The 23454-nt window shown below is 61.8% G+C and carries 19 protein-coding genes; 14 read left to right on the top strand and 5 right to left on the bottom strand.

Going from position 1 to position 23454, the window contains the following annotated elements; genetic code table 11:
- The first annotated feature begins 190 nt into the window (after nt 1-190).
- Together xdhC and guaD are read left to right on the top strand one after the other, a co-directional pair.
- Entirely contained in the window at nt 191-1021 is an 831-nt protein-coding gene (gene xdhC, locus INS93_RS10615) for a xanthine dehydrogenase accessory protein XdhC (protein ID WP_192981684.1), read from the top strand.
- A gap of 119 nt (nt 1022-1140) precedes the next feature.
- On the top strand, nt 1141-2445 hold the full coding sequence (guaD, locus tag INS93_RS10620; protein ID WP_192981687.1) for a guanine deaminase: 1305 nt from the start codon (nt 1141-1143) through the stop codon (nt 2443-2445).
- Nucleotides 2446-2607: 162 nt separating this feature from the next.
- Here guaD and INS93_RS10625 read toward each other — a convergent pair whose 3' ends face one another.
- Complete coding sequence (locus INS93_RS10625; RefSeq protein WP_024307768.1) at nt 2608-3375, bottom strand: GntR family transcriptional regulator; 768 nt, start codon at nt 3373-3375, stop codon at nt 2608-2610.
- 592 nt (nt 3376-3967) lie between these two features.
- On the opposite strand from INS93_RS10625, the gene INS93_RS10630 reads away from it, so the two are divergent.
- Complete coding sequence (locus tag INS93_RS10630; RefSeq protein WP_160017670.1) at nt 3968-5308, top strand: NCS2 family permease; 1341 nt, start codon at nt 3968-3970, stop codon at nt 5306-5308.
- A 947-nt stretch (nt 5309-6255) separates the two neighbouring features.
- Here the strand turns inward: INS93_RS10630 and uraH are convergent.
- On the bottom strand, nt 6256-6609 hold the full coding sequence (gene uraH / locus INS93_RS10635; protein WP_003460854.1) for a hydroxyisourate hydrolase: 354 nt from the start codon (nt 6607-6609) through the stop codon (nt 6256-6258).
- 402 nt (nt 6610-7011) lie between these two features.
- Here uraH and puuE point away from each other — a divergent pair, with 402 nt between their 5' ends.
- The 7 genes from puuE to INS93_RS10670 all read left to right on the top strand — a co-directional run bounded on the left by puuE (nt 7012) and on the right by INS93_RS10670 (nt 15814).
- Nucleotides 7012-7938, top strand: a complete 927-nt coding sequence (gene puuE / locus INS93_RS10640; RefSeq protein WP_192981690.1) for an allantoinase PuuE — start codon at nt 7012-7014, stop codon at nt 7936-7938.
- 11 nt (nt 7939-7949) lie between these two features.
- A complete protein-coding gene (gene uraD, locus INS93_RS10645; RefSeq protein WP_192981693.1) occupies nt 7950-8465 on the top strand; it encodes a 2-oxo-4-hydroxy-4-carboxy-5-ureidoimidazoline decarboxylase in 516 nt (171 codons plus the stop codon).
- Nucleotides 8466-8507: 42 nt separating this feature from the next.
- Nucleotides 8508-9011 carry an ureidoglycolate lyase gene (locus INS93_RS10650; protein ID WP_192981695.1) on the top strand — a complete coding sequence of 168 codons (504 nt, stop codon included), beginning with the start codon at nt 8508-8510 and terminating at the stop codon, nt 9009-9011.
- 47 nt (nt 9012-9058) lie between these two features.
- Nucleotides 9059-10396 (top strand): urate hydroxylase PuuD, encoded by a 1338-nt coding sequence (locus INS93_RS10655; protein WP_192981697.1) that lies wholly within the window; start codon nt 9059-9061, stop codon nt 10394-10396.
- Nucleotides 10397-10646: 250 nt separating this feature from the next.
- Nucleotides 10647-12149, top strand: coding sequence for a nucleobase:cation symporter-2 family protein (locus INS93_RS10660; RefSeq protein WP_192981699.1), 1503 nt, complete (start codon nt 10647-10649; stop codon nt 12147-12149).
- Nucleotides 12150-12225: 76 nt separating this feature from the next.
- Entirely contained in the window at nt 12226-13086 is an 861-nt protein-coding gene (locus INS93_RS10665; protein ID WP_192981701.1) for an outer membrane protein OmpK, read from the top strand.
- A gap of 1261 nt (nt 13087-14347) precedes the next feature.
- Nucleotides 14348-15814: an NCS1 family nucleobase:cation symporter-1 gene (locus INS93_RS10670; protein WP_160017664.1), complete on the top strand. Its 1467-nt coding sequence runs from the start codon at nt 14348-14350 to the stop codon at nt 15812-15814.
- Between the two features lie 4 nt (nt 15815-15818).
- Here INS93_RS10670 and INS93_RS10675 read toward each other — a convergent pair whose 3' ends face one another.
- The gene (locus tag INS93_RS10675; RefSeq protein WP_160017663.1) at nt 15819-16658 is read right to left on the bottom strand and encodes a substrate-binding periplasmic protein; all 840 of its coding nucleotides are present in this window, start codon (nt 16656-16658) and stop codon (nt 15819-15821) included.
- A 44-nt stretch (nt 16659-16702) separates the two neighbouring features.
- The gene (gene moaA, locus INS93_RS10680) at nt 16703-17698 is read right to left on the bottom strand and encodes a GTP 3',8-cyclase MoaA (protein ID WP_192981703.1); all 996 of its coding nucleotides are present in this window, start codon (nt 17696-17698) and stop codon (nt 16703-16705) included.
- A 212-nt stretch (nt 17699-17910) separates the two neighbouring features.
- Here moaA and INS93_RS10685 point away from each other — a divergent pair, with 212 nt between their 5' ends.
- On the top strand, nt 17911-18555 hold the full coding sequence (locus INS93_RS10685; protein ID WP_055986324.1) for a TetR/AcrR family transcriptional regulator: 645 nt from the start codon (nt 17911-17913) through the stop codon (nt 18553-18555).
- Nucleotides 18556-18843: 288 nt separating this feature from the next.
- Here INS93_RS10685 and INS93_RS10690 read toward each other — a convergent pair whose 3' ends face one another.
- Nucleotides 18844-19278 carry a GlcG/HbpS family heme-binding protein gene (locus INS93_RS10690; RefSeq protein ID WP_160017661.1) on the bottom strand — a complete coding sequence of 145 codons (435 nt, stop codon included), beginning with the start codon at nt 19276-19278 and terminating at the stop codon, nt 18844-18846.
- Nucleotides 19279-19612: 334 nt separating this feature from the next.
- Here INS93_RS10690 and gcl point away from each other — a divergent pair, with 334 nt between their 5' ends.
- From gcl to INS93_RS10705, 3 genes are all read left to right on the top strand, one after another.
- Complete coding sequence (gene gcl / locus INS93_RS10695) at nt 19613-21388, top strand: glyoxylate carboligase (RefSeq protein WP_160017660.1); 1776 nt, start codon at nt 19613-19615, stop codon at nt 21386-21388.
- A 142-nt stretch (nt 21389-21530) separates the two neighbouring features.
- Nucleotides 21531-22313: a hydroxypyruvate isomerase gene (gene hyi, locus INS93_RS10700; RefSeq protein WP_192981705.1), complete on the top strand. Its 783-nt coding sequence runs from the start codon at nt 21531-21533 to the stop codon at nt 22311-22313.
- A 26-nt stretch (nt 22314-22339) separates the two neighbouring features.
- Nucleotides 22340-23230 (top strand): 2-hydroxy-3-oxopropionate reductase, encoded by an 891-nt coding sequence (locus tag INS93_RS10705; protein WP_192981708.1) that lies wholly within the window; start codon nt 22340-22342, stop codon nt 23228-23230.
- The last annotated feature ends 224 nt before the right edge of the window (nt 23231-23454 follow it).

Below are 23454 nucleotides of genomic sequence, written 5' to 3' on the forward strand. Positions count from 1 at the left end.
CGACTGTCGCCGCTGAAGCGCCTCCCACAGACTGCGAACGAATGATAAATGGGTGTACAACAATGACAAAACACACCGAACCGAATAACCGCCCTGCTCGCCCGGCACCGGTGCCGATTCTCGACCCTTCGCCGAGCAACTGGCGCCTGCCGCGCCCGGGCCAGACCACGCCTTCCTGGAGGCTGAGCAAATGAGTTGGATCAGCGCCCTCGCCGAGCTGCAACAACAAGGTGAAGCCTGCGTGCTGGTGACCATCATCGAGGAACGCGGCTCGACGCCGCGTAATGCCGGCTCGAAGATGGTGGTCACCTTTGATCGCATCTTCGAAACCATCGGCGGCGGTCATCTGGAATACAAGGCCATGGAGATGGCGCGCGAGATGCTCGCCACGCGCAGCCAGGACACTCGCCTGGAGCGCTTCTCCCTTGGTGCCAGCCTCGGCCAGTGCTGCGGTGGCGCCACCGTGCTGCTGTTCGAGCCCATGGGCCAGCCACAGGCGCAGATCGCCGTATTCGGCGCCGGCCACGTCGGCCGCGCTCTGGTACCGCTGCTCGCCAGCCTGCCGTGCAAGGTGCGCTGGATCGACTCGCGGGAGAACGAATTCCCCGAGCACATCCCCGCCGGCGTGGAGAAGATCCTGAGTGACGAGGTGGTCGACGAGGTGGAGAACATGCCGCCCGGCAGTTACTACATCGTCATGACCCACAACCATCAGCTCGACCTGGAGCTGACCGCGGCGATCCTCAAGCGCGGCGACTTCGCCTATTACGGCCTGATCGGCTCGAAGACCAAACGCGTCAAGTTCGAGCATCGCCTGCGCGAACGTGGCTTCGAGGAAACGCTGATGGCACGTATGCGCTGCCCCATGGGCCTGGCCGAAGTAAAAGGCAAGCTGCCAGTGGAAATTGCCGTATCCATCGCTGGCGAGGTGATCGCCACCTATAACGCAAGCTTCGGCCAGGACGTGAAGAAGGGCGAATCCAGCGTCGCCAAGCTGCTACCGGCCTCGCGCAGGACCTGACTACTCTGCCTAATTCGCAGCGCGCCCAGTAGGGTGAGCCGCGCGCACCAATAACACCGCATTGCCCGTGGTATGCACAGCACACCCTACGCACTGCCCGCTCAATCGAGACCTAACAGATGACCACCCATATCAAAGCCTACCGCGCCGCCATCCTGCATAGCCTCGCCGACCCGGCCATCGTCGGCGTCGAGCAGTCCTACCAGTATTTCGAGGACGGCATCCTGCTGATCGAAAACGGCAAAGTCGCCCAGGTCGGCGCGGCTGCCGAATTGCTGCCGAAGCTGACCGGCATCGACGTCCAGCATTACCGTGACGCGCTGATCACCCCCGGATTCATCGACACCCACATCCACTACCCGCAGACCGGGATGATCGCCTCCTACGGCGAGCAGCTGCTGGACTGGCTCAACACCTACACCTTCCCCACCGAGAAACAGTTCGAAGACAAGGCGCACGCCAGCGACGTGGCGGCGATCTTCCTCAAGGAACTGCTGCGCAACGGCACCACTACCGCCCTGGTGTTCGGCAGCGTACACCCGCAGTCGGTGGATGCCTTTTTCGAGCAGGCCGACAAGCTCAACCTGCGCATGATCGCCGGCAAGGTACTGATGGATCGCAACGCCCCGGACTACCTGACCGACACCGCCGAATCCGGCTACGCCGAGAGCAAGGCATTGATCGAGCGCTGGCACGGCAAGGGCCGCCTGCACTACGCGGTCACCCCGCGCTTCGCCCCCACCAGCACGCCGGAGCAGCTGGAACTGGCCGGTAAGCTGCTGGGCGAGTATCCGGACCTTTACATGCACACCCACCTGTCCGAGAACCGCAAGGAGATCGAGTGGGTCAAGGCGCTGTTCCCAGAGCGCAAGGGCTACCTGGACGTCTATGACCACCACAAGCTGATCGGCCCGCGCGCGGTGTTCGCCCATGGCGTGCACCTCTGCGACGACGAGTGCAGGCGCCTGGCCGAGACCGGCTCTGCGATCGCCTTCTGTCCCACTTCCAACCTGTTCCTGGGCAGCGGCCTGTTCGACCTGAACAAGCTGGAAACCCATGGTGTGCGCGTCGGCCTGGGTACCGATGTCGGCGCCGGCACCAGCTTCAGCCAGCTGCAATCGCTGAACGAGGCGTACAAGGTGATGCAGCTGCAGGGCAAGAAGCTCGACCCGTTCAAGTCGCTGTACCTGGCTACGCTGGGCGGCGCCAACGCGCTGTACCTGGACGACAAGCTGGGCAACTTCCTGCCCGGCAAGGACGCCGACTTCGTGGTGCTGGACTACAACGCCACGCCGCTGATCAGCTACCGCATGCAACAAGCCAAGAGCATGGAAGAACGCCTGTTCGCCCTGACCATGCTCGGTGATGACCGTGCAGTGAAAGAGACCTTCGCCGCCGGTGTATCGGTGCACCAGCGCGATTGAAACGAACAGCCTGATCGCCTTGTAGGAGCCGGCTTGCCGGCGATCAATTCACTAGCGCATCGCTGGCAAGCCAGCTCCTACAAAAATACGCCTCAACGTAGACACGCCAACGAAAAAGCCCCGATGCGCGAGCATCGGGGCTTTCTTGTTACACGCAACGAATCAGCGGTTGGCAGCGCTGCGGCCGGGCTTCTTCTTGGTCTGGAGCAGGTGCGAGAACACCGCGTGCAGATCATCCGAGGCGCTTTCCTCGTCCAGATTCAGCTTGCTGTCGATGTGATCCATGTGATGCATCATCAGGTGCACGGCACGCTCGGCATCGCGCGCCTCGATGGCGTCGATCAGTTGGTTGTGCTCGTCATAGGAGCAATGCGAACGGCTGCCGCTTTCGTACTGGGCGATGATCAGCGAGGTCTGCGACACCAGGCTGCGCTGGAAACTCACCAGCGGCGCATTACGCGCGGCCTCAGCCAGCTTCAGGTGAAACTCGCCGGACAGGCGAATACCTGCACCTCGATCGCCGCGTGAGAAACTGTCCTGCTCGTCCTTGACCATCTGGCGCAGCTCGGCCAATTGCTCGGCGGTCGCGTGCTCGACGGCCAGCTCGGTGATGGCGCGCTCGACCAGGCGGCGCGCGTAGAAGATCTGCCGCGCTTCTTCGACGCTCGGGCTGGCCACTACCGCGCCACGGTTCGGGCGCAGCAGCACCACGCCCTCATGAGCCAGGCGCGAAAGGGCGCGACGGATGATGGTGCGACTGACGCCGAAGATCTCACCCAGCGCCTCTTCGCTCAGCTTGGTGCCGGGCGCCAGACGCTGCTCGAGAATGGCATCGAAGATATGGGCATATACGACATCGTCCTGAGTCCCGCTGCGGCTGCTTTTGCCCACGCGCGGCTGCTTCTTGAGAGGCTGCAATTGATCGTTCATTCTGGCTCGCGTCAATGAGAGTCGGCGACACTGCGACTCTACTGTGTTCTACCCGGTAGCTGACAAGCTCCGAGCGAAAAAACATCAGAAAAAAATTCCGGCAATTGTACACAAGTCAACCAGCCACTACACCCTTCGTTGTATGACGTCATAGCTGAGCATCGGTACCTCATCGCCTGAGACTGAGCACAGAACGACAAATTCTTTCCTTATATATAGCCGACTCCTCAGTCCATTAACGGCTAAGGACCTTCAACGGCTGACGAATCGATGCTCAGACGATAGAAAGCCTTCAGCCGGCCATAAAGATATCTCTTTGTTTTAAAAGAACTTCACTCTAAAGATCGAGAAGATTGTCGCCAAATCTCTACGCACCCACCTCGGCACGGCCAATTGGTGCGATCAATGCAACATTAAAAACATTAATTGCATTTTTTGTATACAACAGCATAATCGCGCCTGAGTGACTTCTTGACCGCTCGGTCAACAACTTAGCCAGGAAGCACCGCCGAAACACCGCCTGCCTCAGAGAGCATTGTTCTTGCGCAACGCTCTGGGCGGTACACAACAAGAGAGATGAGGAGTACCCGCTGTGGAAAGCGTCAAACAAGAACAACACGCGAATCAACTGGCAAGAGGTGGCCTGCTCGACCGCTTCTTCAAACTGACCGAGCATCGCACCACCATCAAGACCGAACTGCTGGCCGGCCTGACGACCTTCGTCACCATGGCCTACATCATCTTCGTCAACCCCAACATCATGGCAACCGCCGGCATCGATCACGGCGCAGCATTCGTCGCCACCTGCATCGGCGCGGCCCTGGGCTGTTTCCTGATGGGGCTGTATGCCAACTGGCCGGTCGGCCTGGCACCCGGCATGGGCCTGAACGCCTTCTTTACCTACACCGTCGTGGGTGAAATGGGCTACAGCTGGGAGATCGCACTGGGCGCAGTATTCATCTCCGGCGTGCTGTTCATGATCATGAGCCTGTCGAAGATTCGCGAATGGCTGCTCAACAGCATTCCGATGAGCCTGCGCTTCGCCATGGGCGCCGGGGTCGGCCTGTTCCTCGGTCTGATCGGCCTGAAGACTGCTGGCATCGTCGTCGACAGCCCGGCCACCCTGCTGACCATGGGCTCGTTCAGTAACCCTTCGGCGCTACTCGCCGCCGTGTGTTTCCTGATGATCGCCGTGCTCAGCCACCGCAACGTGTTTGGCGCCATTCTCTTCAGCATGCTCGGCGTGACCGCAATCGGCTGGGCCCTGGGCCTGGTGGAATACGGCGGCCTGGTGTCGATGCCGCCGAGCCTGGCCCCGACCTTCCTGGCCATGGACATCGCCGGCGCGTTCAACGTGGCGATGATCAGCGTGATTCTGGCCTTCCTCTTCGTGAACATGTTCGACACCGCCGGCACCCTGATGGGTGTGGCCCATCGCGCCAACCTGGTGGATGAAGATGGCAAGATCCAGAACCTGTCCAAGGCCCTGAAAGCCGACTCCACCTCGAGCGTTGTAGGCGCCATGGTCGGCTGCCCGCCGGTGACCAGCTACGTGGAAAGCGCTGCCGGCGTAGCCGCTGGTGGCCGTACCGGCCTGACCGCCATCACCGTCGGCCTCCTGTTCCTCGCGGCGATGTTCTTCGCCCCGCTGGCAGGCATGATTCCGGCCTACGCAACCGCGGGCGCGCTGATCTATGTGGCGATGCTGATGATGAGCGGCATGGCGCACATCGATTGGAAGGACCACACCGACACCATCCCAGCCATCGTGACCGTGGTGATGATGCCGCTGACCTTCTCCATCGCCAACGGCATCGCCCTGGGTTTTCTCACCTACGCCACACTGAAACTGCTGACAGGTCAGAGTGACAAGGTGTCGCTGAGCCTGTATGCGCTGTGCGTGATCTTCATCGCCAAGTTCGCCTTCCTCTGACGGCAAACACCCCGCGCTGAGCGAAGCCCCGGCTATGTGCCGGGGCTTTGCGTTTTGGTCCGAAAAAACCAGGCGGCGCACCCTGCGCGCGAACAAAAAAGGTTCTTCGCATAGTTTGGGGAACGTCCGGGTTGACACCGGACTGGCAAGTTTGTGTGCGTCTTGCTCACGGGCTTAGCATTATCCGTTACTGCGTGTGCTGAGCGTTTGGGTTGCGCCCCTTACGGGCGCCACACCTTGATTCGCTGCGCTCACCCTTCGGGCCAGCCTGCGGCTGTTACTTCGCTTCGCTGCGTTTCCTCGCTCCGGCGCCGCTCCGGAGGCCGGCTTACAAGGGCCATCCCTGGCCCTTTAAGCGGGGCCACCATCGGTATCTCGCCGCATCCATGCGGCTCGCTCCCCTACGCAACACCTCCACTCGGCCTCCTGAAGGGGACCGGACCGCGAGCTTGCGCAATCTCTGGAAGATAAAAGCCGGTAGCGTTTGGATTTTGCTCTTGAAGTGCGATTTCACAGACGACGCCCAAGTCCCCTTCAGAAGGCCGAGTGGAATCTCCGCGTAAGGGGTTGAGCGACATGGATGTCGCGAGAGCCACGATGGGCCAGGGATGGCCCTTCGTGGCGTGCCCCTGGAGTGGTGATGGAGCGAGGGAACCCCGGCGTAGCCGGGGCCGTATGTAGGGGTGTGTTTCTTTGCTTACTTTCTTTGCACAAGCAAAGAAAGTGAGTCGCCCGTAAGGGGCGAAACCCATCAGGCCAGGCGGCGTGCTAATGGAGAGTGTCAAGTCATCGACAGCTAACACGTAATTGCCAGTCCGGTGTCAAGCGTACCCGCCCCGCGAAAATGCGAAGAACAAAAAAAGCCCGCAGTGTGAGCGGGCGTAAGGACTCAAACGAGTCTGAGGGTGACAAGCATTCGTCTGGCAGGCGTCTGGCCCGCCAGTCAATCAGCTACCGCGATAGGTGGAGTAGCTGTAGGGGGAAATAAGCAGCGGCACGTGGTAGTGCTCCTGGCCGGCATCGATGCCGAAACGCAGGACCACGACATCGAGAAATGCCGTGTCCGGCAGCTTCACGCCACGGGCGCGGTAGTAGTCGCCGGCGTGGAAATGCAGCTGGTAAACGCCCGTGCGGTAGTCGTCACCCTGCAGCACCGGCGCATCGCAACGGCCGTCGTGGTTGGTGGTAACGCTGTTGATCAGTTCCAGCTGCGCGCCTTCGACGCGGTACAGCTCGACCTTGATGTCACTCCCTGGGCAGCCGTGCGCGGCGTCCAGTACATGTGTAGTCAAACGTCCCATGGGTCTCGGATGCCCGCAGCGACTCGCGCCCTACGAACACCACACCTCCTCTACTCTGTTGAAATCGGCTCGTCGCAGTGCTTCGACGCAATGGCAGGATAGCACGCAGATCGAATATAAAACACTTTACGCATAAATTGTACACAATAAATCCCATACAGATGCCATGCGTGCACCAAACCGGCTCACTACCCACGACATTGCCAGCCAGCAACCACGGCACAACCAGCGCGCATTGCTGACCGCTTAGGCAATTTTTTTGCCTTGGCGCGCAGAGAAGAAAATGATGAAAAGTCGATTTACAAACGGCAACTAACTTTGTATACAATTAGCCATCCCGGTCGCGTAGCCGTCGATTACCCGGCACGCAGTGACCGCAACGTTCCAGATAGGAAGATTGCAGTGAACGCTGATTACCCACGCGATTTGATCGGCTACGGCGCAACCCCACCCCACCCGCACTGGCCGGGCGACGCCCGCATCGCCCTGTCTTTCGTGCTCAATTATGAAGAAGGCGGCGAGCGCAATATCCTGCATGGCGACAAGGAGTCCGAGGCCTTCCTCTCCGAGATGGTCTCCGCCCAGCCGTTGCAGGGCCAGCGCAACCTGTGCATGGAGTCGCTCTACGAGTACGGCAGCCGCACCGGTGTCTGGCGCCTGCTCAACCTGTTCAAGAAGCACGACATTCCACTGACCGTCTTCGCCGTGGCCATGGCCGCCCAGCGTCACCCCGACGTGATCCGCGAAATGGTCGCCGCCGGCCACGAGATCTGCAGCCACGGCTATCGCTGGATCGACTATCAGAATATGGACGAAGCCACCGAGCGCGAGCACATGTTCGAGGCCATCCGTATCCTCACCGAACTGACCGGTGAACGCCCGCTGGGCTGGTACACCGGCCGCCTGGGCCCGAACACCCGGCGCATCGTGCGCGAGGAAGGCGGCTTCCTCTACGACTCCGATACCTACGACGACGACCTGCCCTACTGGGACCCGGCCAGCACCACAGAAAAGCCGCACCTGGTGATCCCCTATACCCTGGACACCAACGACATGCGCTTCACCCAGGTACAGGGCTTCAACAAGGGCGACGACTTCTTCGAATACCTCAAGGATGCCTTCGACGTGCTCTACGCCGAGGGCGAAGCCGGCGCACCGAAGATGCTGTCGATCGGCATGCACTGCCGTCTGCTCGGCCGCCCGGCGCGCATGGCCTCGCTGGCGCGCTTCATCGACTACGTGAAGAGCCATGACAAGGTCTGGTGCGCCCGCCGCGTCGACATCGCCAAGCACTGGCACGCCACCCATCCCTTCCGTGCGACCGAATGAGAGAGCTGCCCATGAGCCGTTTCCAGACCCTGACCCCTTCCCAACTGAGCCGCGACGCATTCGTTGCCGCCTTCGCCGACATCTACGAGCACTCGCCCTGGGTCGCCGAGAAAGCTTACGACCTGGGTCTCGACGAGAGCGTCGACGATATCGATAGCCTGCAGCAGCGCATGGCCGACATTCTCCTGTCTGCCAGCCATGAGGCGCAGCTGGCACTGATCAACGCGCACCCGGACCTGGCCGGTAAAGCCGCCGTTCGCGGCGAACTGACCGCCTCCAGCACAGCCGAACAGTCCGGTGCCGGCATCCACGAATGCACCGCCGAAGAGTTCGCGCGCTTCACCGAACTCAACGACGCCTACAAGGCCAAGTTCGGCTTCCCCTTCATCAAGGCCGTCAAGGGCAGCAACCGCCACCAGATCCTGGCCGCCTTCGAGGAGCGCATTCACAACACGCCGGAGCAGGAATTCCAGACCGCCCTGGCCGAGATCAACAAGATCGCCCTCTTCCGCCTGCAGCAGCTGTAAGCGCTGCAGCCTCTCCACACGAACAGAACAAGTAGAACAGCCATGCGTAGCCTGACCATCGAGCCCCTGAGCAAAGAAGCCTTCGCCCCCTTCGGTGACGTGATCGAAACCGACGGCAGCGACTTCTTCATGATCAACAACGGTTCCACCCGCCGCTATCACAAGCTGGCCAGCGTGGAGACCGCACAGCCGGAGGATCAGGCCATCATCAGCATCTTCAGCGCCGAGGCGCTCGAAATGCCGTTGATCATCCGCATGCTGGAACGCCATCCGCTGGGCAGCCAGGCTTTCATTCCGCTGCTCGGCAACCCCTTTCTGATCGTGGTCGCGCCAGTTGGCGATGTACCTGTATCAGGGTCCGTCCGTGCCTTCCTCAGCAATGGCAGGCAGGGCATCAATTACCATCGCGGCGTCTGGCACCACCCGGTGCTGACGATCGAAAAGCGGGATGACTTCCTGGTGGTTGATCGCAGTGGTTCCGGCAACAACTGCGATGAGCATTTTTTCAATGAGGACGAGCTCCTTCTCCTCAAACCCCACCAATAAGAGAAGCCCGGGGCTGGCGTGCCTATCCCGGGAAAGAGGTACAGATCGTGGAAGCACATTTCACCGAATGGCTAAACCTGGGCATCCGCTGGATCCATATGATCACCGGTATCGCCTGGATCGGCGCATCGTTCTATTTCGTCTGGCTGGAGAACAACCTCAACCGTAGCAATCCCCGCGAGGGCCTGTCGGGCGACCTCTGGGCGATTCACGGCGGCGGCATCTACCACCTGGAAAAGTACAAGCTGGCTCCGCCGAAAATGCCGGAGAACCTGCACTGGTTCAAATGGGAGGCCTACGCCACCTGGCTGTCGGGCATCGCCCTGATGCTGGTGGTGTACTACCTCAACCCGAGCCTGTACCTGATCAAGCCGGGCGTCGAACTGGCACCAGCCATGGGCATCGTCATCGGCTTCGGCTCGATGATCGCCGGCTACGTGGCGTATCACTTTCTCTGTGACTCGCCGCTGGGCAAACGCCCGGCCCTGCTCGGCGCCGTGCTGTTCGTGCTGATCATCGCTGCGGCCTATGGCTTCAGCCAGATCTTCAGCGGCCGCGCCGCGTACATCCATGTCGGCGCCATCATCGGCACCATCATGGTCGGCAACGTGTTCTTCACCATCATGCCGGCTCAGCGCGCGCTGGTTAAGGCCATCGAAGACAACACCACGCCGGACCCGACCCTGCCGGCAAAAGGCCTGCTGCGCTCGCGCCACAACAACTACTTCACCCTGCCGGTGCTGTTCATCATGATCAGCAACCACTTCCCGAGCACCTACGGCAGTCAGTACAACTGGCTGATCCTGGCCGGTATCGCGATTCTGGCCGTGCTGGTGCGCCACTACTTCAACACCCGCCATGACAGCAGCAAGTACGTCTGGACCCTGCCGGCCGCAGCGCTGGGCATGATCTGCCTGGCTTACGTCACCGGCCCGCAAACGCAATCGGTCAGCGCACCGGCAACGGCCCAAGCCCCGGCGATCAAGTACGCTCCCGTTCCTGCTACCGGCCGCCCCGGCAACCCCTCCACAACCAGCAAGCCTGCTGTAGAGGAAACCCAGGCCAAAGCCGATACAAGCGAGGCCTCACCTACTGCCGCTGACAGCGCGACACCTGCCGCCAGCACCGATTTCGCCCAAGTCGAAAGCGTGATCCATGAGCGTTGCACCGTGTGCCATTCATCCAGCCCCACCAGCCCGATGTTCAGCACCGCACCGGCCGGCTTCATGCTCGACACCCCCGAGCAGATCAAGGCGCAGGCAGCGAAGATCCACGCGCAGACCGTGGCCACGCAGATCATGCCGCTGGGCAACATCACCCAGATGACTCAGGACGAACGCGACCTGATTGGCAGCTGGATCGCCAAAGGCGCTCAGATCAACTGATTGCCACACATGTCGCGCCCGTGACTGGGCGCGGCATCTTTTTTACACCGATGAACCGCCGGCAGCGTGAGCTGACCGGCGGTTCATTTTTTGTGCACAATCTTAAAATAAATTGTTTTTAACCATGTCCACAAGTTGCTATAGTCGGCCCATTCTGACCGAATGGACAGCTTTCCTTCGAGCAGAGCAGAGGTGCCGTGAAGCCTCGTGTAAGCCCATGACCATATAAAAACAACTGGCAGGCTATGACATGACCACAGACCGCAACACCCAAGCCCCAGCTGCGCCCGTCGGCAACAGCGACCTGATCTATCAGCTGGACGACACGCCAGCTTTCGCCCCTGCCATCTTCGCGGCGCTGCAGCATGTGCTGGCCAGCTTCGTCGGCATCATCACCCCTACCCTGATCGTCGGCAGTGCTCTGGGCCTCGGCGCACACGTGCCTTACCTGGTGAGCATGGCGCTGTTCGTCTCCGGCCTCGGCACCTTCGTCCAGGCCAAGCGCATCGGCCCGATCGGTTCCGGCCTGCTGTGCCTGCAGGGCACCAGCTTCGGTTTTCTCAGCGTGATTCTCAGCGCCGGCTTCATCGTCAAGGGACGCGGCGCCAGCGAGGAGGAGATACTCGCCACGCTGTTCGGCATCTGCTTCTGCGCCGCCTTCGTCGAGATTGCCTTCAGCCAGTTCATCAACAAGCTGCGCAAGGTGATCACCCCGGTGGTGACCGGTACCATCATCTGCCTGATGGGGCTGTCGCTGATCAAGGTGGGCATGACCGATCTGGCCGGCGGCTATGGCGCGCCAGATCTCGGTGCCCTGCACCACCTGGCCCTCGGTGGCCTGGTGCTGGGCACCATCGTCGTGCTCAATCGCGCGTCCTCGCAGGTGCTGCGTCTTTCCGCGGTGATCATCGGCCTGACCCTGGGCTTTGCGGTCGCCTGGTTCACCGGCCGGGTGGATTTCGCCAACATGGCCGAGGTCCCGCTGATCAGCGTGCCACAACCGTTCAAGTACGGCTTCGGCTTCGACTGGATCGCCTTCGTACCGATCGCTGTGATCTTCCTGATCACCCCACTGGAAACCGCCGGCGACCTGACGGCCAACTCGATCATCTCCAAACAGCCGGTCAAAGGGCCGCTGTACATGCGCCGGATCAAATCCGGGGTGCTGGCCGACGGCTGCAACTCGGCGGTGGCCGCCATGTTCAACAGCTTGCCGATGACCACCTTCAGCCAGAACAACGGGGTGATCCAGCTCACCGGCGTGGCCAGCCGCCATGTGGGCTTCTACATCGCCAGCATCCTGGTGCTGCTGGGCCTGTTCCCGGTGGTGGGCGCGGTGTTGCAACTGATGCCCAAGCCGGTGCTCGGTGGCGCCACGCTGATCATGTTCGGCACCGTCGCGGTGGCCGGCATCAAGATTCTCAGCGAAGCCGGTCTGCACCGCCGCAACGTACTGATCGTGGCCATTTCCCTGGGCCTTGGCCTGGGTGTAGCCGGCGTACCGGACGTGCTCTCGCACATGCCGGACGTCCTGAAGAACATCTTCGGCTCGCCCATCACCATCGGCGCCTTCAGCGCCATCGTGCTGAACATCTTCCTGCCCGACGAGAGCCACGAAGTCGCGGAAGACGACTACGATCCCGAGGCGCACCTGCACACCGTGCTGCAGAACCGCCCCGACGATGCCGCCATCGACGACAACAACCTCAAGCCCCTCAGCCGCGATCTCGACCCGGCTGCCCGACCGAGCTAACCCCTGGCTTAGACCCAACTCCCGGCGGCACGCCGCCGGGAGATACACGCTTGCACGCCAAAAATAAGGAAAATCCATGAAACTCAAGCATCTGCCCCACTGTTTCGCCCTGTCAGCCGGACTGTTCTCCGGCCAGCAGGTGATCGCCAGCGACCTGCTTTACTGGCAGGACAACAGCCTGTCGTACCTGTATGGCGAAAACTTCCAGCGCATGAACTTCAATGGCGAAGAACAGCGCACCCAGACCACCTTCACCTTCGAGCACGCCAGTGGCTGGGCCTGGGGCGACATTTTCTACTTCCTCGACTACATCCGCGCCGACAACGTGCAGTCGCGCGGCAGCTTCGACAATGGCAGCTTCCGCCAGCATGACAAGGATTCCTTCTACTACATGGAGTTCTCCCCGCGCGTCAGCCTGAGCTGGCTGACCGGGCAGAAGCTGGCCGCCGGCCCGATCAAGGACGTGTTCGCCGCCTTCACCTACGAGAAAGGCGAAGGCGGACCAGGCCCGGAGAACTACCTGTACGGTATCGGCCTGGACTGGGAAGTGCCCGGCTTCACCTACTTCAAGACCAACCTGTATCAGGTGAAGATCAACAACCACACCTTCTTCGCCGACAGTGACAGCAACGGCTACGCCACCCAGCTGACCGTCAGCGCGGCTTACCCGTTCAGCCTGGGCGATCAGGACTTCGTAGTCGACGGTTTCCTCGACTGGCGCTCGCCCTCGCGCGATGCCGGCACCCAGACCTCGGTCGGCTCCTCGATCCAGGTCAAGTGGGATGCGGGCAAGGCCCTGTTCGGCAAGGAGCGCCAGCTCTACGTGGGCACCGAGATCAACATGTGGCGCGCCAAGTACGGCGTGAAACCGGTGGATGGTTCAGACGATCGTTTCGACCAGACCGCCGTGCAGGCACTGGTCAAGTATCACTTCTGATCACTGCCGCAACGCACTTGGCCGACGTCGGTAGGGACGGTGGCCGGGTAAAAAGGGGGATGGGCGTTCGCGCCCTTCCTCCTTTTTCTTTGATCTTCATTTTTCTATGAACAGGATGCGCTTGAGACYGGACTGGTAAATAAGTGTGTGCTTTCGGTGCTGCCCTATCCATTAACGCGTCGCCTGACCTGACGGGTTTCGCCCCTTACGGGCGACTTACTTTCTTTGCTTGTGCAAAGAAAGTAAGCAAAGAAACACACCCCTGCATACGGCCCCGGCTGCGCCGGGGTTCCCTCGTTCCATCACCACTCCAGGGGCACGCTGCGAAGGGCCATCCCTGGCCCATCGCAGCTCTCGCGACATCCATGTCGCTCAACCCCTTACGTGGTGATTCCACTCAGCCTCCTGAAGGGGACTTGGGCGTCGTCTGTGAGATCGCGCTTAAAGAGCAAAATCCAAACGCTGCCGACTTTGATCTTCCGGAGATTTCGCAAGCTCACGGCCCGGTCCCCTTCAGGAGGCCGAGCGGAGGTGTTGCGTAGGGGGATGAGCCGCATGGATGCGGCGAAATACCGATGACGGCCCCGCTTAATGGGCCAAGGATGGCCCATGTAAGCCTGCCCCCGCAGCGGCGCCGGAGCGAGGAAACGCAGCGAAGCGGAGTAACAGCCGCAGGCTGGCCCGAAGGGTGAGCGCAGCGAATCAAGGTGTGGCGCCCGTAAGGGGCGCAACCCAAACGCTCAGTGGGCTCGGTAATGGATAGTGCTAAGCCCGTCAGCAATACGCACACAAACTTGCCAGTCCGGTATCAGCCGACAGTTTCTCTAAACCAGGCGAGAAATCGTCCTCTTTGGGCCGAGCAAAAGAGCTGGTGCGCAAGGCGCACCCTACGGGTATTTACCATGCCCCCCGGCTGAACACCGTGCGCACCAACCCAGCGCTCCGCAATCAGGCCTGGCACCGCATCGGTGCAGAATCGGGCCGCCTATCCGGCTTTTTCATCAACGCCTTGCAATCACACAACTGACCGCAAGGTCAAGTTTTTGATCACAATATTTCTATTTTTTGTGTGCAATTTATCCAAAAGCCATATTCAACAATGTATTTTCTGTGTACAAGACAATCAGGTTCCTACCGAAACACTGTCGAAATGGCTGTATACATCGATTCAGTCATGACGCGAATACAAAATCGGAACGAAACCTGCAGACAAACCTCCTCACAGATCGCCGCAGCGCAAGAACAATACTGGGAGCTGTCCATGTCCAACACCGAAGACTTTCGCATCAAGAACATCGATCCGTCGTTATACAACGAGGACCTCGCTCCACTGGCTCCCGAGAAACGTACCTGGGGCTGGTTCGAGATATTCAACGTCTGGTCGAACGACATTCAAAGCCTGTTCGGCTATACCCTGGCAGCCACGCTGTTCATCTCCTACGGGCTCAATGGCTGGGCGGTGCTGGCCGGTATCGTCCTCGCCGGCTGCATCGTCATGGGCCTGGTGCAGCTGACCGGCAAACCCAGCGTCAAGTACGGCATCCCCTTCCCGGTATTCGCCCGCGCCAGCATGGGCGTGCGCGGCGCCAACTTCCCTGCGCTGGTGCGTGGCATCGTCGCCATCTTCTGGTACGGCGTGCAGACCTACTTCGCCTCCACCGCCGTGGCACTGCTGCTCAACTCGCTGCTGCAGCCGCAAGACCCTGCCGTATACATGGGCCTGACCGCCATCGGCTGGTTGTCCTACGTGATCGTTTGCCTGTTCCAGGTCGGCCTGTTCGTCTGCGGCATGAGCTGGATCACCCGCTTCCTGAACTGGGCCGGGCCACTGGTCTATGTGGTGATGATCGCGCTGATGGGCCTGATCTGGTATCAGGCCGGCCCAAGCCTGCTCAGTGAACTGGGCAACATCTTCAGCGGCACCGGAGAGTACAAGGCCGGCCCGGTGGCTGCGTTCTTCGCCGTGGTCGGCACCATGGTCGCCTACTTCGCGGCCGTGGTGATCAACTACGGCGACTTCGCCCGCTTCGTCAAAAGCGAAAAGCAGATGACCATCGGCAACTTCCTCGGCCTGCCGGTGAGCCTGGCGATCTTCTCGCTGATCGCTCTGGTGATCACTGCAGGCACCGTGGTGGTGTTCGGCGAAACGCTGACCAACCCGACCGATATCGTCGCCCGGGTAGACAACCTGACCCTGACCATCATCGCCGCGCTGACCTTCTTCGCCGCGACCGTGGGTATCAACCTGGTGGCCAACTTCATTCCACCGGCGTATGACCTGGCCAACCTGGCACCGGCGCACATCAGCGCTCGCACCGGTGGTTTCATCACTGCGGGCATCGCCTTCTTCATCGGCGCGCTGTGGGTGGCCTTCATCAGCAGCGTCGGCATCGCTGCCTTCGTCGATACCCTGGGCGCCGTGCTGGCGCCGCTGTACGGCATCATCGTCGTCGACTACTACCTGGTGCGCCGACGCAAGCTCGATATGCAGCAGCTGTTCAGCGCCGAGGTCGGCTCGGCCTACTACTTCGACGGCGGCTGGAACCGCAAGGCGCTGGTCGCCTTTGCCATCGCCTCGGTGTTCTCCGTCGCCTCGGTGTGGGCGCCCGTTCTGAGCCAGCTGTCGGGCTATTCCTGGCTGCTCGGCGCCCTGCTCGGCGCGGTGCTGCACTACGGCCTGATGCGCGGTCAGGCGCAGGCGCTGAAACGCGCCGACGCCAGCATCTGAGCGATCACGGACGGGACGAAGCCGGCGCCTGTGCGCCGGCTTTTTCTTTCTGCCGCTCGAGAAAGTCCACCTTCCACTGCTCCAGGCCGATGTAGTCACTATTCAGGTTGGCCTCGACGCGATAACTCGCCTTGAGCGCGGCAACCTGAGCCGAGTGCTCGGCAAGAAAGCGATCGAAACGGGCGATCAGCTGCGGGTGATGCAGGCTCGACAGGTGAAAGCTGCCACGGGTATGCGGCAACTTGGGATCAAACACCAAAGCACCCGGGCGCGCGCGAATGTTGTCCAGATAATGGGTGGCCACCACCACGTTGAAGTAGGCACCATCGGTGTCCTGCTTCAGCGCCTGGCGAATCATCTGGCGCAGATCATCGCTGTAGCTCAGCTGAATCTGCCCACTGTCGATAGGCTGTTCGTATCCGCGCGGTGTCCAGCCCTGCACCATGGCCAGACGACGGATGCTCTCCAGCGCCTGCCCCTGGCGCTGCGGCGCCACCAGCACGCCATCGACGTAGTCGACCACCGCCTGGCTGTAATGCAGTGTCATGCCTGCTTTCTGCGCGCCGGCCCAGTGCGGGCTGTCGGGATACTTGAGATCGATCTCGCCGCGCTGCAGGGCCGGCAGCAACTGATCCACCGGCAGTGCCTTGTAGCTCAGGCTGATACCGCTGTCGACGGCGAAGGCGTCCAGCACCTCGCGGGCGAAGCCACGGTAATGACCTTCGGCATCGAGGCTGTAGTGCGGAGCGAATGGCAGGTCCTCGACGCCGACCACGTAGGTCTGCGCCAGGACTGCGGGTGTCAGCACAATGGTGGAAAACAGGCACAGTCGTACGGGCTGCATTGAGAGCCTCCTTATTGTTGTTATGGGAATCCGATCAGACGGGCTCAGCCGCCGGTCATACTCATGAAGCGCACCACCTGCACCTGCTCGTCGTTGGCGAAGTGATGGCGCTCGGGTTTGAGCCGCAGCGCCTCGATCAGCGCCTGACGCAGGCGCTCGCCGTCGCCCGGATACGCGCGCAGCAGGCGCTTGAGGTCCAGCGCGTTGTCGTGGCCGAGACAGAGCACCAGCTTGCCTTCGGCGGTGACCCGGACACGGTTGCAGTCACCGCAGAAATTGTGGCTGTGCGGCGAGATGAACCCCACCTGGGTCTGCGTACCAACCACTTGCCAGTAACGCGACGGTCCGCCAGTGACCTTGCTGCTGCGCACCAGCGCATGGCGCTGTTCGATGCGCTGGCGCACCTCATCGCTGGAGCAGAAGGTCTGCTCACGACTGTGGCTGACCACGCTGCCCAGCGGCATTTCCTCGATGAAACTGATATCCAGGCCGCGCTCGATGGCGAACCCGACCAGATCCAGCACCTCGTCATCATTGCGCCCGCTCTGCACCACGCTGTTGAGCTTGATCCGCTCGAAGCCGGCCGCACGCGCCGCCTCGATGCCTGCCAGCACCTGGTCGAGCTTGTCGCGTCGGGTGAAGGCGGCGAAGCGCTCGCGCTGCAGGGAATCCAGGCTGATGTTCAGGCGCCGCACGCCCGCCGCGCGCAAAGGCGCTGCCATCTCCGCCAACTGCGAGCCATTGGTGGTGATCGCCAGGTCATCCAGCTCATCACGCTCACCCAGGCGCTGCAGCAGGCTCAGCAGGTTCTTGCGCACCAGCGGCTCGCCGCCGGTGATGCGAATACGCCGCACGCCCAGCCCGATGAAGGCATCGGCCACGGCGTAAAGCTCCTCCAGGCTGAGAATCTGCGCACGCGGCGCGAACTGCATGTCTTCGCTCATGCAGTAGGTGCAGCGAAAATCGCAGCGATCGGTCACCGACAAACGCAGGTAGGTGATGCGCCGACCGAATGGGTCGACAAGCTGATGGGTATTCACGGTGGGTCTCCTGCAGCGTCACGCGCCGAGACTTTTTGTCATGGATAACGCTGTGCGCGATAGAAACAGAAAAGCGATTTCCTGTATACAGAAATTTGACTGCAGAGTCAGTTAAGCGCTGGGCAGCCCGTGGGCGCTGGCTTGAGCCTCGTGCAAAGCCGGTGCTACCATGCCCGACCGCCGCCCGGCGGCAGAGCAAACCACAGGGCCTTATGACCAGCATCCGCGAGCGTAACAAAGAGCTCATCCTGCGCGCAGCCAGCGAGGAGTTCGCCGACAAGGGCTTCGCCGCCACCAAGACCAGTGACATTGCGGCCAAGGCAGGCCTGCCCAAACCCAACGTCTACTACTACTTCAAGTCCAAGGAAAACCTCTACCGCGAGGTCCTGGAAAGCATCATCGAGCCACTGCTGGCCGCCTCTGCCCCCTTCAACCAGCCGGGCCATCCGAGCGAAGTGCTGACCGCCTACATCCGCTCGAAGATCCGCATCTCCCGCGAACTGCCGCATGCCTCCAAAGTATTCGCCAGCGAGATCATGCACGGTGCGCCGCACCTGTCGCCTGAACAGACCGAACAGCTCAATGCCCAGGCCAAGCACAACATCGCCTGCATCCAGCGCTGGATCGATCAGGGCCTGATGGCGAAAGTCGACCCGCATCACCTGCTGTTCAGCATCTGGGCAGCGACCCAGACCTATGCCGACTTCGACTGGCAGATCTCCACCGTCACCGGCAAGGCCAGCCTGGACGATGCCGACTACGAAGCCGCCGCACAGACCATCATTCGCCTGGTGCTCAAAGGCTGCGACGTCAGCCCGATGCCGTCGATGGCCTCCGAGCTGGTGACCAGCGCCTAACTCGAATCTGCGGCATATGCCGAACCCGTAGAGTGCGCCATGCGCACCGAGTTTACGGCGCAGACGTTCGGGAAGCCTTGGTGCGCACGGCGCACCCTACGGACTGGTGGATGTAAAAAGCGACATCCCCTACGCAAAGCCGAAACCGTGGGAGGCGCTTTAGCGGCGACGTCTCGGTGCAGCAGTCGCGGCTGAAGCCCCTCCCACAGCCGTAGCCCGGATGCAATCCGGGGCATCGCGCCGCCGCGATCAAACCGGTGCGCGCAGCCTGGACGGCCCCGCGACACCCTAAGCCCCGGCATCCGCCTTCAGCCCCAGCGACTCCAGCGCACTCACCGCACACTGCTCGTCGATATCCGAGGTGTCGCCGGTGATGCCGACGGCGCCGATCACTTCGCCGCGTTCATCGCGAATCAACACCCCGCCCGGTGCCGGAATCAGGCTGCCCTGCGCCAGATTGTTCACCGCACCGATGAACGCCGGACGCTGCTGCGCGTCGGCGGCGATCAGGCGCGAGCCCTTGCCCAGGGCCAGCGCGCCCCAGGCCTTGCCGATGGCGATCTGCGGGCGCAGCAGGCTGGCGCCGTCCTCGCGCTGCAGGCAAATCAGATGCCCGCCAGCATCCAGTACGGCGACGGTCAGCGGCGCCGCCTTTATCTCGCGGCCTACAGCCAGCGCGCGGTTACCGATGGCATTGGCGGTTTGCAGGTTCAAGTTGCTCATGCTGGTGACTCCTGAAGTGACGAAGGGAACGAAACACCCGAAGCGAAGCCGGCACTGCGCACGCCGACAGCCCCAGGCAATCCAAAGCTCGCCCCACTATCCCACCAGAAACAAAAAACTCAACCACTACATACAATATTATTTTTTATTGTATACAGTTATCGCGCCACACCTCTTCGCCAGCACTGCCAACCCCGTCAAACGGGCGTTTCAAAAGAATTTGGCCTAGGCGACAGACTGCACCGGAAAAATTGTTGACCGCGAAGTCATGGCCTGCATAGAATCCGATCCAGATGTTTTGTATACAATCTGATAACAAAAGAGGCACAAGATTATGGCCAGAATGAGAGCAATCGAGGCAGCCGTACTGGTGATGCGCCGCGAAGGCGTCGATACCGCGTTCGGCGTCCCCGGCGCTGCCATCAACCCCCTGTATGCCGCACTGAAGAAACTCGGTGGCATCGATCACGTCCTGGCCCGTCACGTCGAAGGCGCTTCGCACATGGCCGAGGGTTACACCCGCACCAATGCCGGCAACATCGGCGTATGCATCGGCACCTCCGGCCCGGCCGGCACCGACATGGTCACCGGCCTGTACTCGGCCTCGGCCGACTCCATCCCGATTCTGTGCATCACCGGCCAGGCGCCGCGTGCGCGTATGCACAAGGAAGACTTCCAGGCGGTCGACATCACCAGCATCGTCGGCCCGGTGACCAAATGGGCCACCACCGTCATGGAACCCGGCCAGGTGCCGCGCGCCTTCCAGCGTGCCTTCCATGAAATGCGCAGCGGCCGCCCCGGCCCGGTGCTGATCGACCTGCCGTTCGACGTGCAGATGGCCGAGATCGAGTTCGATATCGACGCCTACGAGCCGCTGCCGGTGGCCAAGCCGAGCACCAGCCGCGTCCAGGCCGAGAAAGCCATCGCCATGCTCAACGAGGCCGAACGCCCGCTGCTGGTCGCCGGTGGCGGCATCTTCAATGCCGATGCGCAAGACAAGCTGGTGGAGTTCGCCGAGCTGACTGGCGTGCCGGTGGTGCCGACGCTGATGGGCTGGGGCGCGATCCCCGACGATCACAAGCTGATGGTCGGCATGGTCGGCCTGCAGACCTCGCATCGCTACGGCAACGCCACCCTGCTCGCTTCCGACCTGGTGTTCGGTATCGGCAACCGCTGGGCCAACCGCCACACCGGCTCGGTGGACGTCTACACCGAAGGCCGCAAGTTCATCCACGTCGACATCGAACCAACGCAGATTGGCCGCGTGTTCAACCCGGACCTGGGCATCGCCTCCGATGCCGGCAACGCGCTGGACGCCTTCCTAGAAGTGGCTCGTGAGTGGAAAGCCGCCGGCAAGCTGAAGGACCGCAGCGCGTGGGTCGAATCCTGCCGCGAGCGCAAGCGCACCCTGCAGCGCAAGACTCACTTCGACAACGTGCCGGCCAAGCCACAACGCGTGTACGAAGAGATGAACGAAGCCTTTGGCAAGGACACCTGCTACGTCAGCACCATCGGCCTGTCGCAGATCGCCGGCGCGCAGTTCCTGCACGTGTACAAGCCGCGTCACTGGATCAACTGCGGCCAGGCCGGCCCGCTCGGCTGGACCATTCCGGCAGCGCTGGGCGTGGTCAAGGCCGACCCGCAACGTCAGGTCGTGGCGCTGTCCGGTGACTATGACTTCCAGTTCATGATCGAGGAGTTGGCCGTCGGTGCGCAGTTCAACCTGCCGTACATCCACGTGCTGGTGAATAACTCCTACCTGGGCCTGATCCGTCAGGCGCAGCGCGGCTTCGACATCGATTACTGCGTGCAGCTGGCGTTCGAGAACATCAACGCGCCGGAGCTCAACGGTTACGGCGTCGATCACGTCGCCGTGGTCGAGGGCCTGGGCTGCAAGGCGATCCGCGTGTTCGACCCGAACGAGCTGCAGAACGCCTTCGCCGAAGCCAAGCGCCTGATGGCCGAGCACCGCGTACCGGTGGTGGTGGAGATCATCCTGGAGCGTGTTACCAACATCTCCATGGGCACCGAGATCAACGCCATCAACGAGTTCGAGGAACTGGCCGAGCGCGGCGTCGACGCGCCGACCGCCATCTCGCTGCTGGATTGATCTACCTACTCCCCTCTCCCTTTGGGAGAGGGGCCGGGGGTGAGGGCTGTGCAAGGCACGCGGTCCTCGCTCATTCCGACACTGTTTCCCTCACCCCAACCCTCTCCCGAGGGGAGAGGGAGCCAAATTGAAGGAGCACACCATGCCCCGTTTTGCAGCCAACCTGTCCATGCTGTTCACCGAAGTGGACTTCCTGGACCGTTTCGCCGCTGCTGCCGAAGCCGGCTTCAGCGGCGTGGAATACCTCTTCCCCTACGACTTCGCGGTAGAAGAGATCAAGGCCCGCCTGGACGCCAATCAGCTGGAACAGGTGCTGTTCAACCTGCCCGCCGGTGACTGGGGCAAAGGCGAGCGCGGCATCGCCTGCCACCCGGACCGCGTCGAGGAATTTCGCGCCGGCGTCGACAAGGCAATCGCCTACGCCAAGGTGTTGGGCAACAAGCAGATCAACTGCCTGGCCGGTATCCGCCCGCAGGGCCTGGATTGCGCCACCGTCGAGAAAACCTTCGTCGACAACCTGCGCTACGCCGCTGACAAGCTGGCCGGTGCTGGCATTCGCCTAGTCATGGAAGCCATCAACACCCGCGACATCCCCGGCTTCTACCTGAACAACACCAAGCAGGCCCTGGACATCCGCGACAAGGTCGGCAGCACCAACCTGTACCTGCAGTACGACATCTACCACATGCAGATCATGGAGGGTGACCTGGCCCGTACGGTTGAAAGCAACCTGGCCGCCATCAACCACGTGCAACTGGCCGACAACCCGGGCCGCAACGAACCGGGCACTGGCGAGATCAACTATCGCTTCCTCTTCGAGCACCTGGATCGCATCGGCTACCAGGGCTGGATCGGCTGTGAATACAAGCCGGCAACCACCACCGATGCCGGCCTCGGCTGGATGAAAGCGCACAACGCAATCTGAGCCCCACTCTTCAGGAGCAATCTCTCATGGCTAAAATCGGATTCATCGGCACCGGCATCATGGGCAAACCCATGGCGCAGAACCTGCAGAAAGCCGGCCACACCCTGTTCTTCTCCGAGCACTTCGACAAGGCCCCGGCCGACCTGGTTGGCGATAACGGCATCGCCCTGGCCAACCCGAAGGAAGTGGCTCAGGAAGCCGAATTCATCATCGTCATGGTGCCGGACACCCCGCAGGTCGAAGACGTGCTGTTCCGCGACAACGGCATCGCCCAGGGCGTCGGCGCCGGCAAGGTGGTGATCGACATGAGCTCGATCTCCCCCACCGCGACCAAGACCTTCGCCGAGAAGATCAAGGCCACCGGCGCCTCTTACCTGGACGCCCCGGTGTCCGGCGGTGAAGTCGGCGCCAAGGCCGCCACCCTGTCGATCATGGTCGGCGGCTGCCCGAACGCCTTCGAACGCGCCCTGCCGCTGTTCCAGGCCATGGGCAAGAACATCACCCGCGTCGGTGGCAACGGCGACGGCCAGACCGCCAAGGTGGCCAACCAGATCATCGTCGCGCTGAACATCCAGGCAGTGGCCGAGGCTCTGCTGTTCGCCGCCAGGAACGGCGCCGACCCGGCCAAAGTGCGTGAAGCGCTGATGGGCGGCTTCGCCGGCTCGAAAATCCTCGAAGTACACGGCGAGCGCATGATCAAGGGCACCTTCGATCCGGGCTTCCGCATCAGCCTGCACCAGAAGGACCTCAACCTGGCGCTGTCCGGCGCCCGCGAGCTGGGCCTGAACCTGCCCAACACCGCCAATGCCCAGCAAGTGTTCAGCACCTGCGCGGCCCTCGGCGGCAGCGGTTGGGATCACTCCGCCCTGATCAAGGGTCTGGAGCACATGGCCAACTTCAATATCCGCGGCGAGTAAGCGCAGCCCTCTCAGGAAATCCGTGGGAGGGGCTTTAGCCGCGACTGTCGCCGCTGAAGCGCCTCCCACAGATCCCGAAGGCCGCGTTTCGCCCACCCTTTCGACCTTCCTGGCAGGAGGTGTCACGGCCCGATTGCCAGGTTGGTCGATTCCATTCCCCAGTCGCTGCCAACGCGGCGCCTGCGGACTGGAATCGACCCACCGAGAGAACATTGATCGTTCCC

Origin of the sequence: Pseudomonas sp. EggHat1 (assembly GCF_014892995.1) — a bacterium.
In the GTDB taxonomy this organism is placed as follows: domain Bacteria; phylum Pseudomonadota; class Gammaproteobacteria; order Pseudomonadales; family Pseudomonadaceae; genus Aquipseudomonas; species Aquipseudomonas chaetocerotis.

Bases quoted from the DNA above. Each gene is read 5' to 3' on its own strand.
- xdhC (WP_192981684.1), top strand. From the start codon at position 191: ATGAGTTGGATCAGCGCCCTCGCCGAGCTGCAACAACAAGGTGAAGCC.
- guaD (WP_192981687.1), top strand. From the start codon at position 1,141: ATGACCACCCATATCAAAGCCTACCGCGCCGCCATCCTGCATAGCCTC.
- INS93_RS10625 (WP_024307768.1), bottom strand. From the start codon at position 3,375: ATGAACGATCAATTGCAGCCTCTCAAGAAGCAGCCGCGCGTGGGCAAA.
- uraH (WP_003460854.1), bottom strand. From the start codon at position 6,609: ATGGGACGTTTGACTACACATGTACTGGACGCCGCGCACGGCTGCCCA.
- uraD (WP_192981693.1), top strand. From the start codon at position 7,950: ATGAGCCGTTTCCAGACCCTGACCCCTTCCCAACTGAGCCGCGACGCA.
- INS93_RS10650 (WP_192981695.1), top strand. From the start codon at position 8,508: ATGCGTAGCCTGACCATCGAGCCCCTGAGCAAAGAAGCCTTCGCCCCC.
- INS93_RS10660 (WP_192981699.1), top strand. From the start codon at position 10,647: ATGACCACAGACCGCAACACCCAAGCCCCAGCTGCGCCCGTCGGCAAC.
- INS93_RS10665 (WP_192981701.1), top strand. From the start codon at position 12,226: ATGAAACTCAAGCATCTGCCCCACTGTTTCGCCCTGTCAGCCGGACTG.
- INS93_RS10670 (WP_160017664.1), top strand. From the start codon at position 14,348: ATGTCCAACACCGAAGACTTTCGCATCAAGAACATCGATCCGTCGTTA.
- INS93_RS10675 (WP_160017663.1), bottom strand. From the start codon at position 16,658: ATGCAGCCCGTACGACTGTGCCTGTTTTCCACCATTGTGCTGACACCC.
- INS93_RS10685 (WP_055986324.1), top strand. From the start codon at position 17,911: ATGACCAGCATCCGCGAGCGTAACAAAGAGCTCATCCTGCGCGCAGCC.
- INS93_RS10690 (WP_160017661.1), bottom strand. From the start codon at position 19,278: ATGAGCAACTTGAACCTGCAAACCGCCAATGCCATCGGTAACCGCGCG.
- gcl (WP_160017660.1), top strand. From the start codon at position 19,613: ATGGCCAGAATGAGAGCAATCGAGGCAGCCGTACTGGTGATGCGCCGC.
- hyi (WP_192981705.1), top strand. From the start codon at position 21,531: ATGCCCCGTTTTGCAGCCAACCTGTCCATGCTGTTCACCGAAGTGGAC.
- INS93_RS10705 (WP_192981708.1), top strand. From the start codon at position 22,340: ATGGCTAAAATCGGATTCATCGGCACCGGCATCATGGGCAAACCCATG.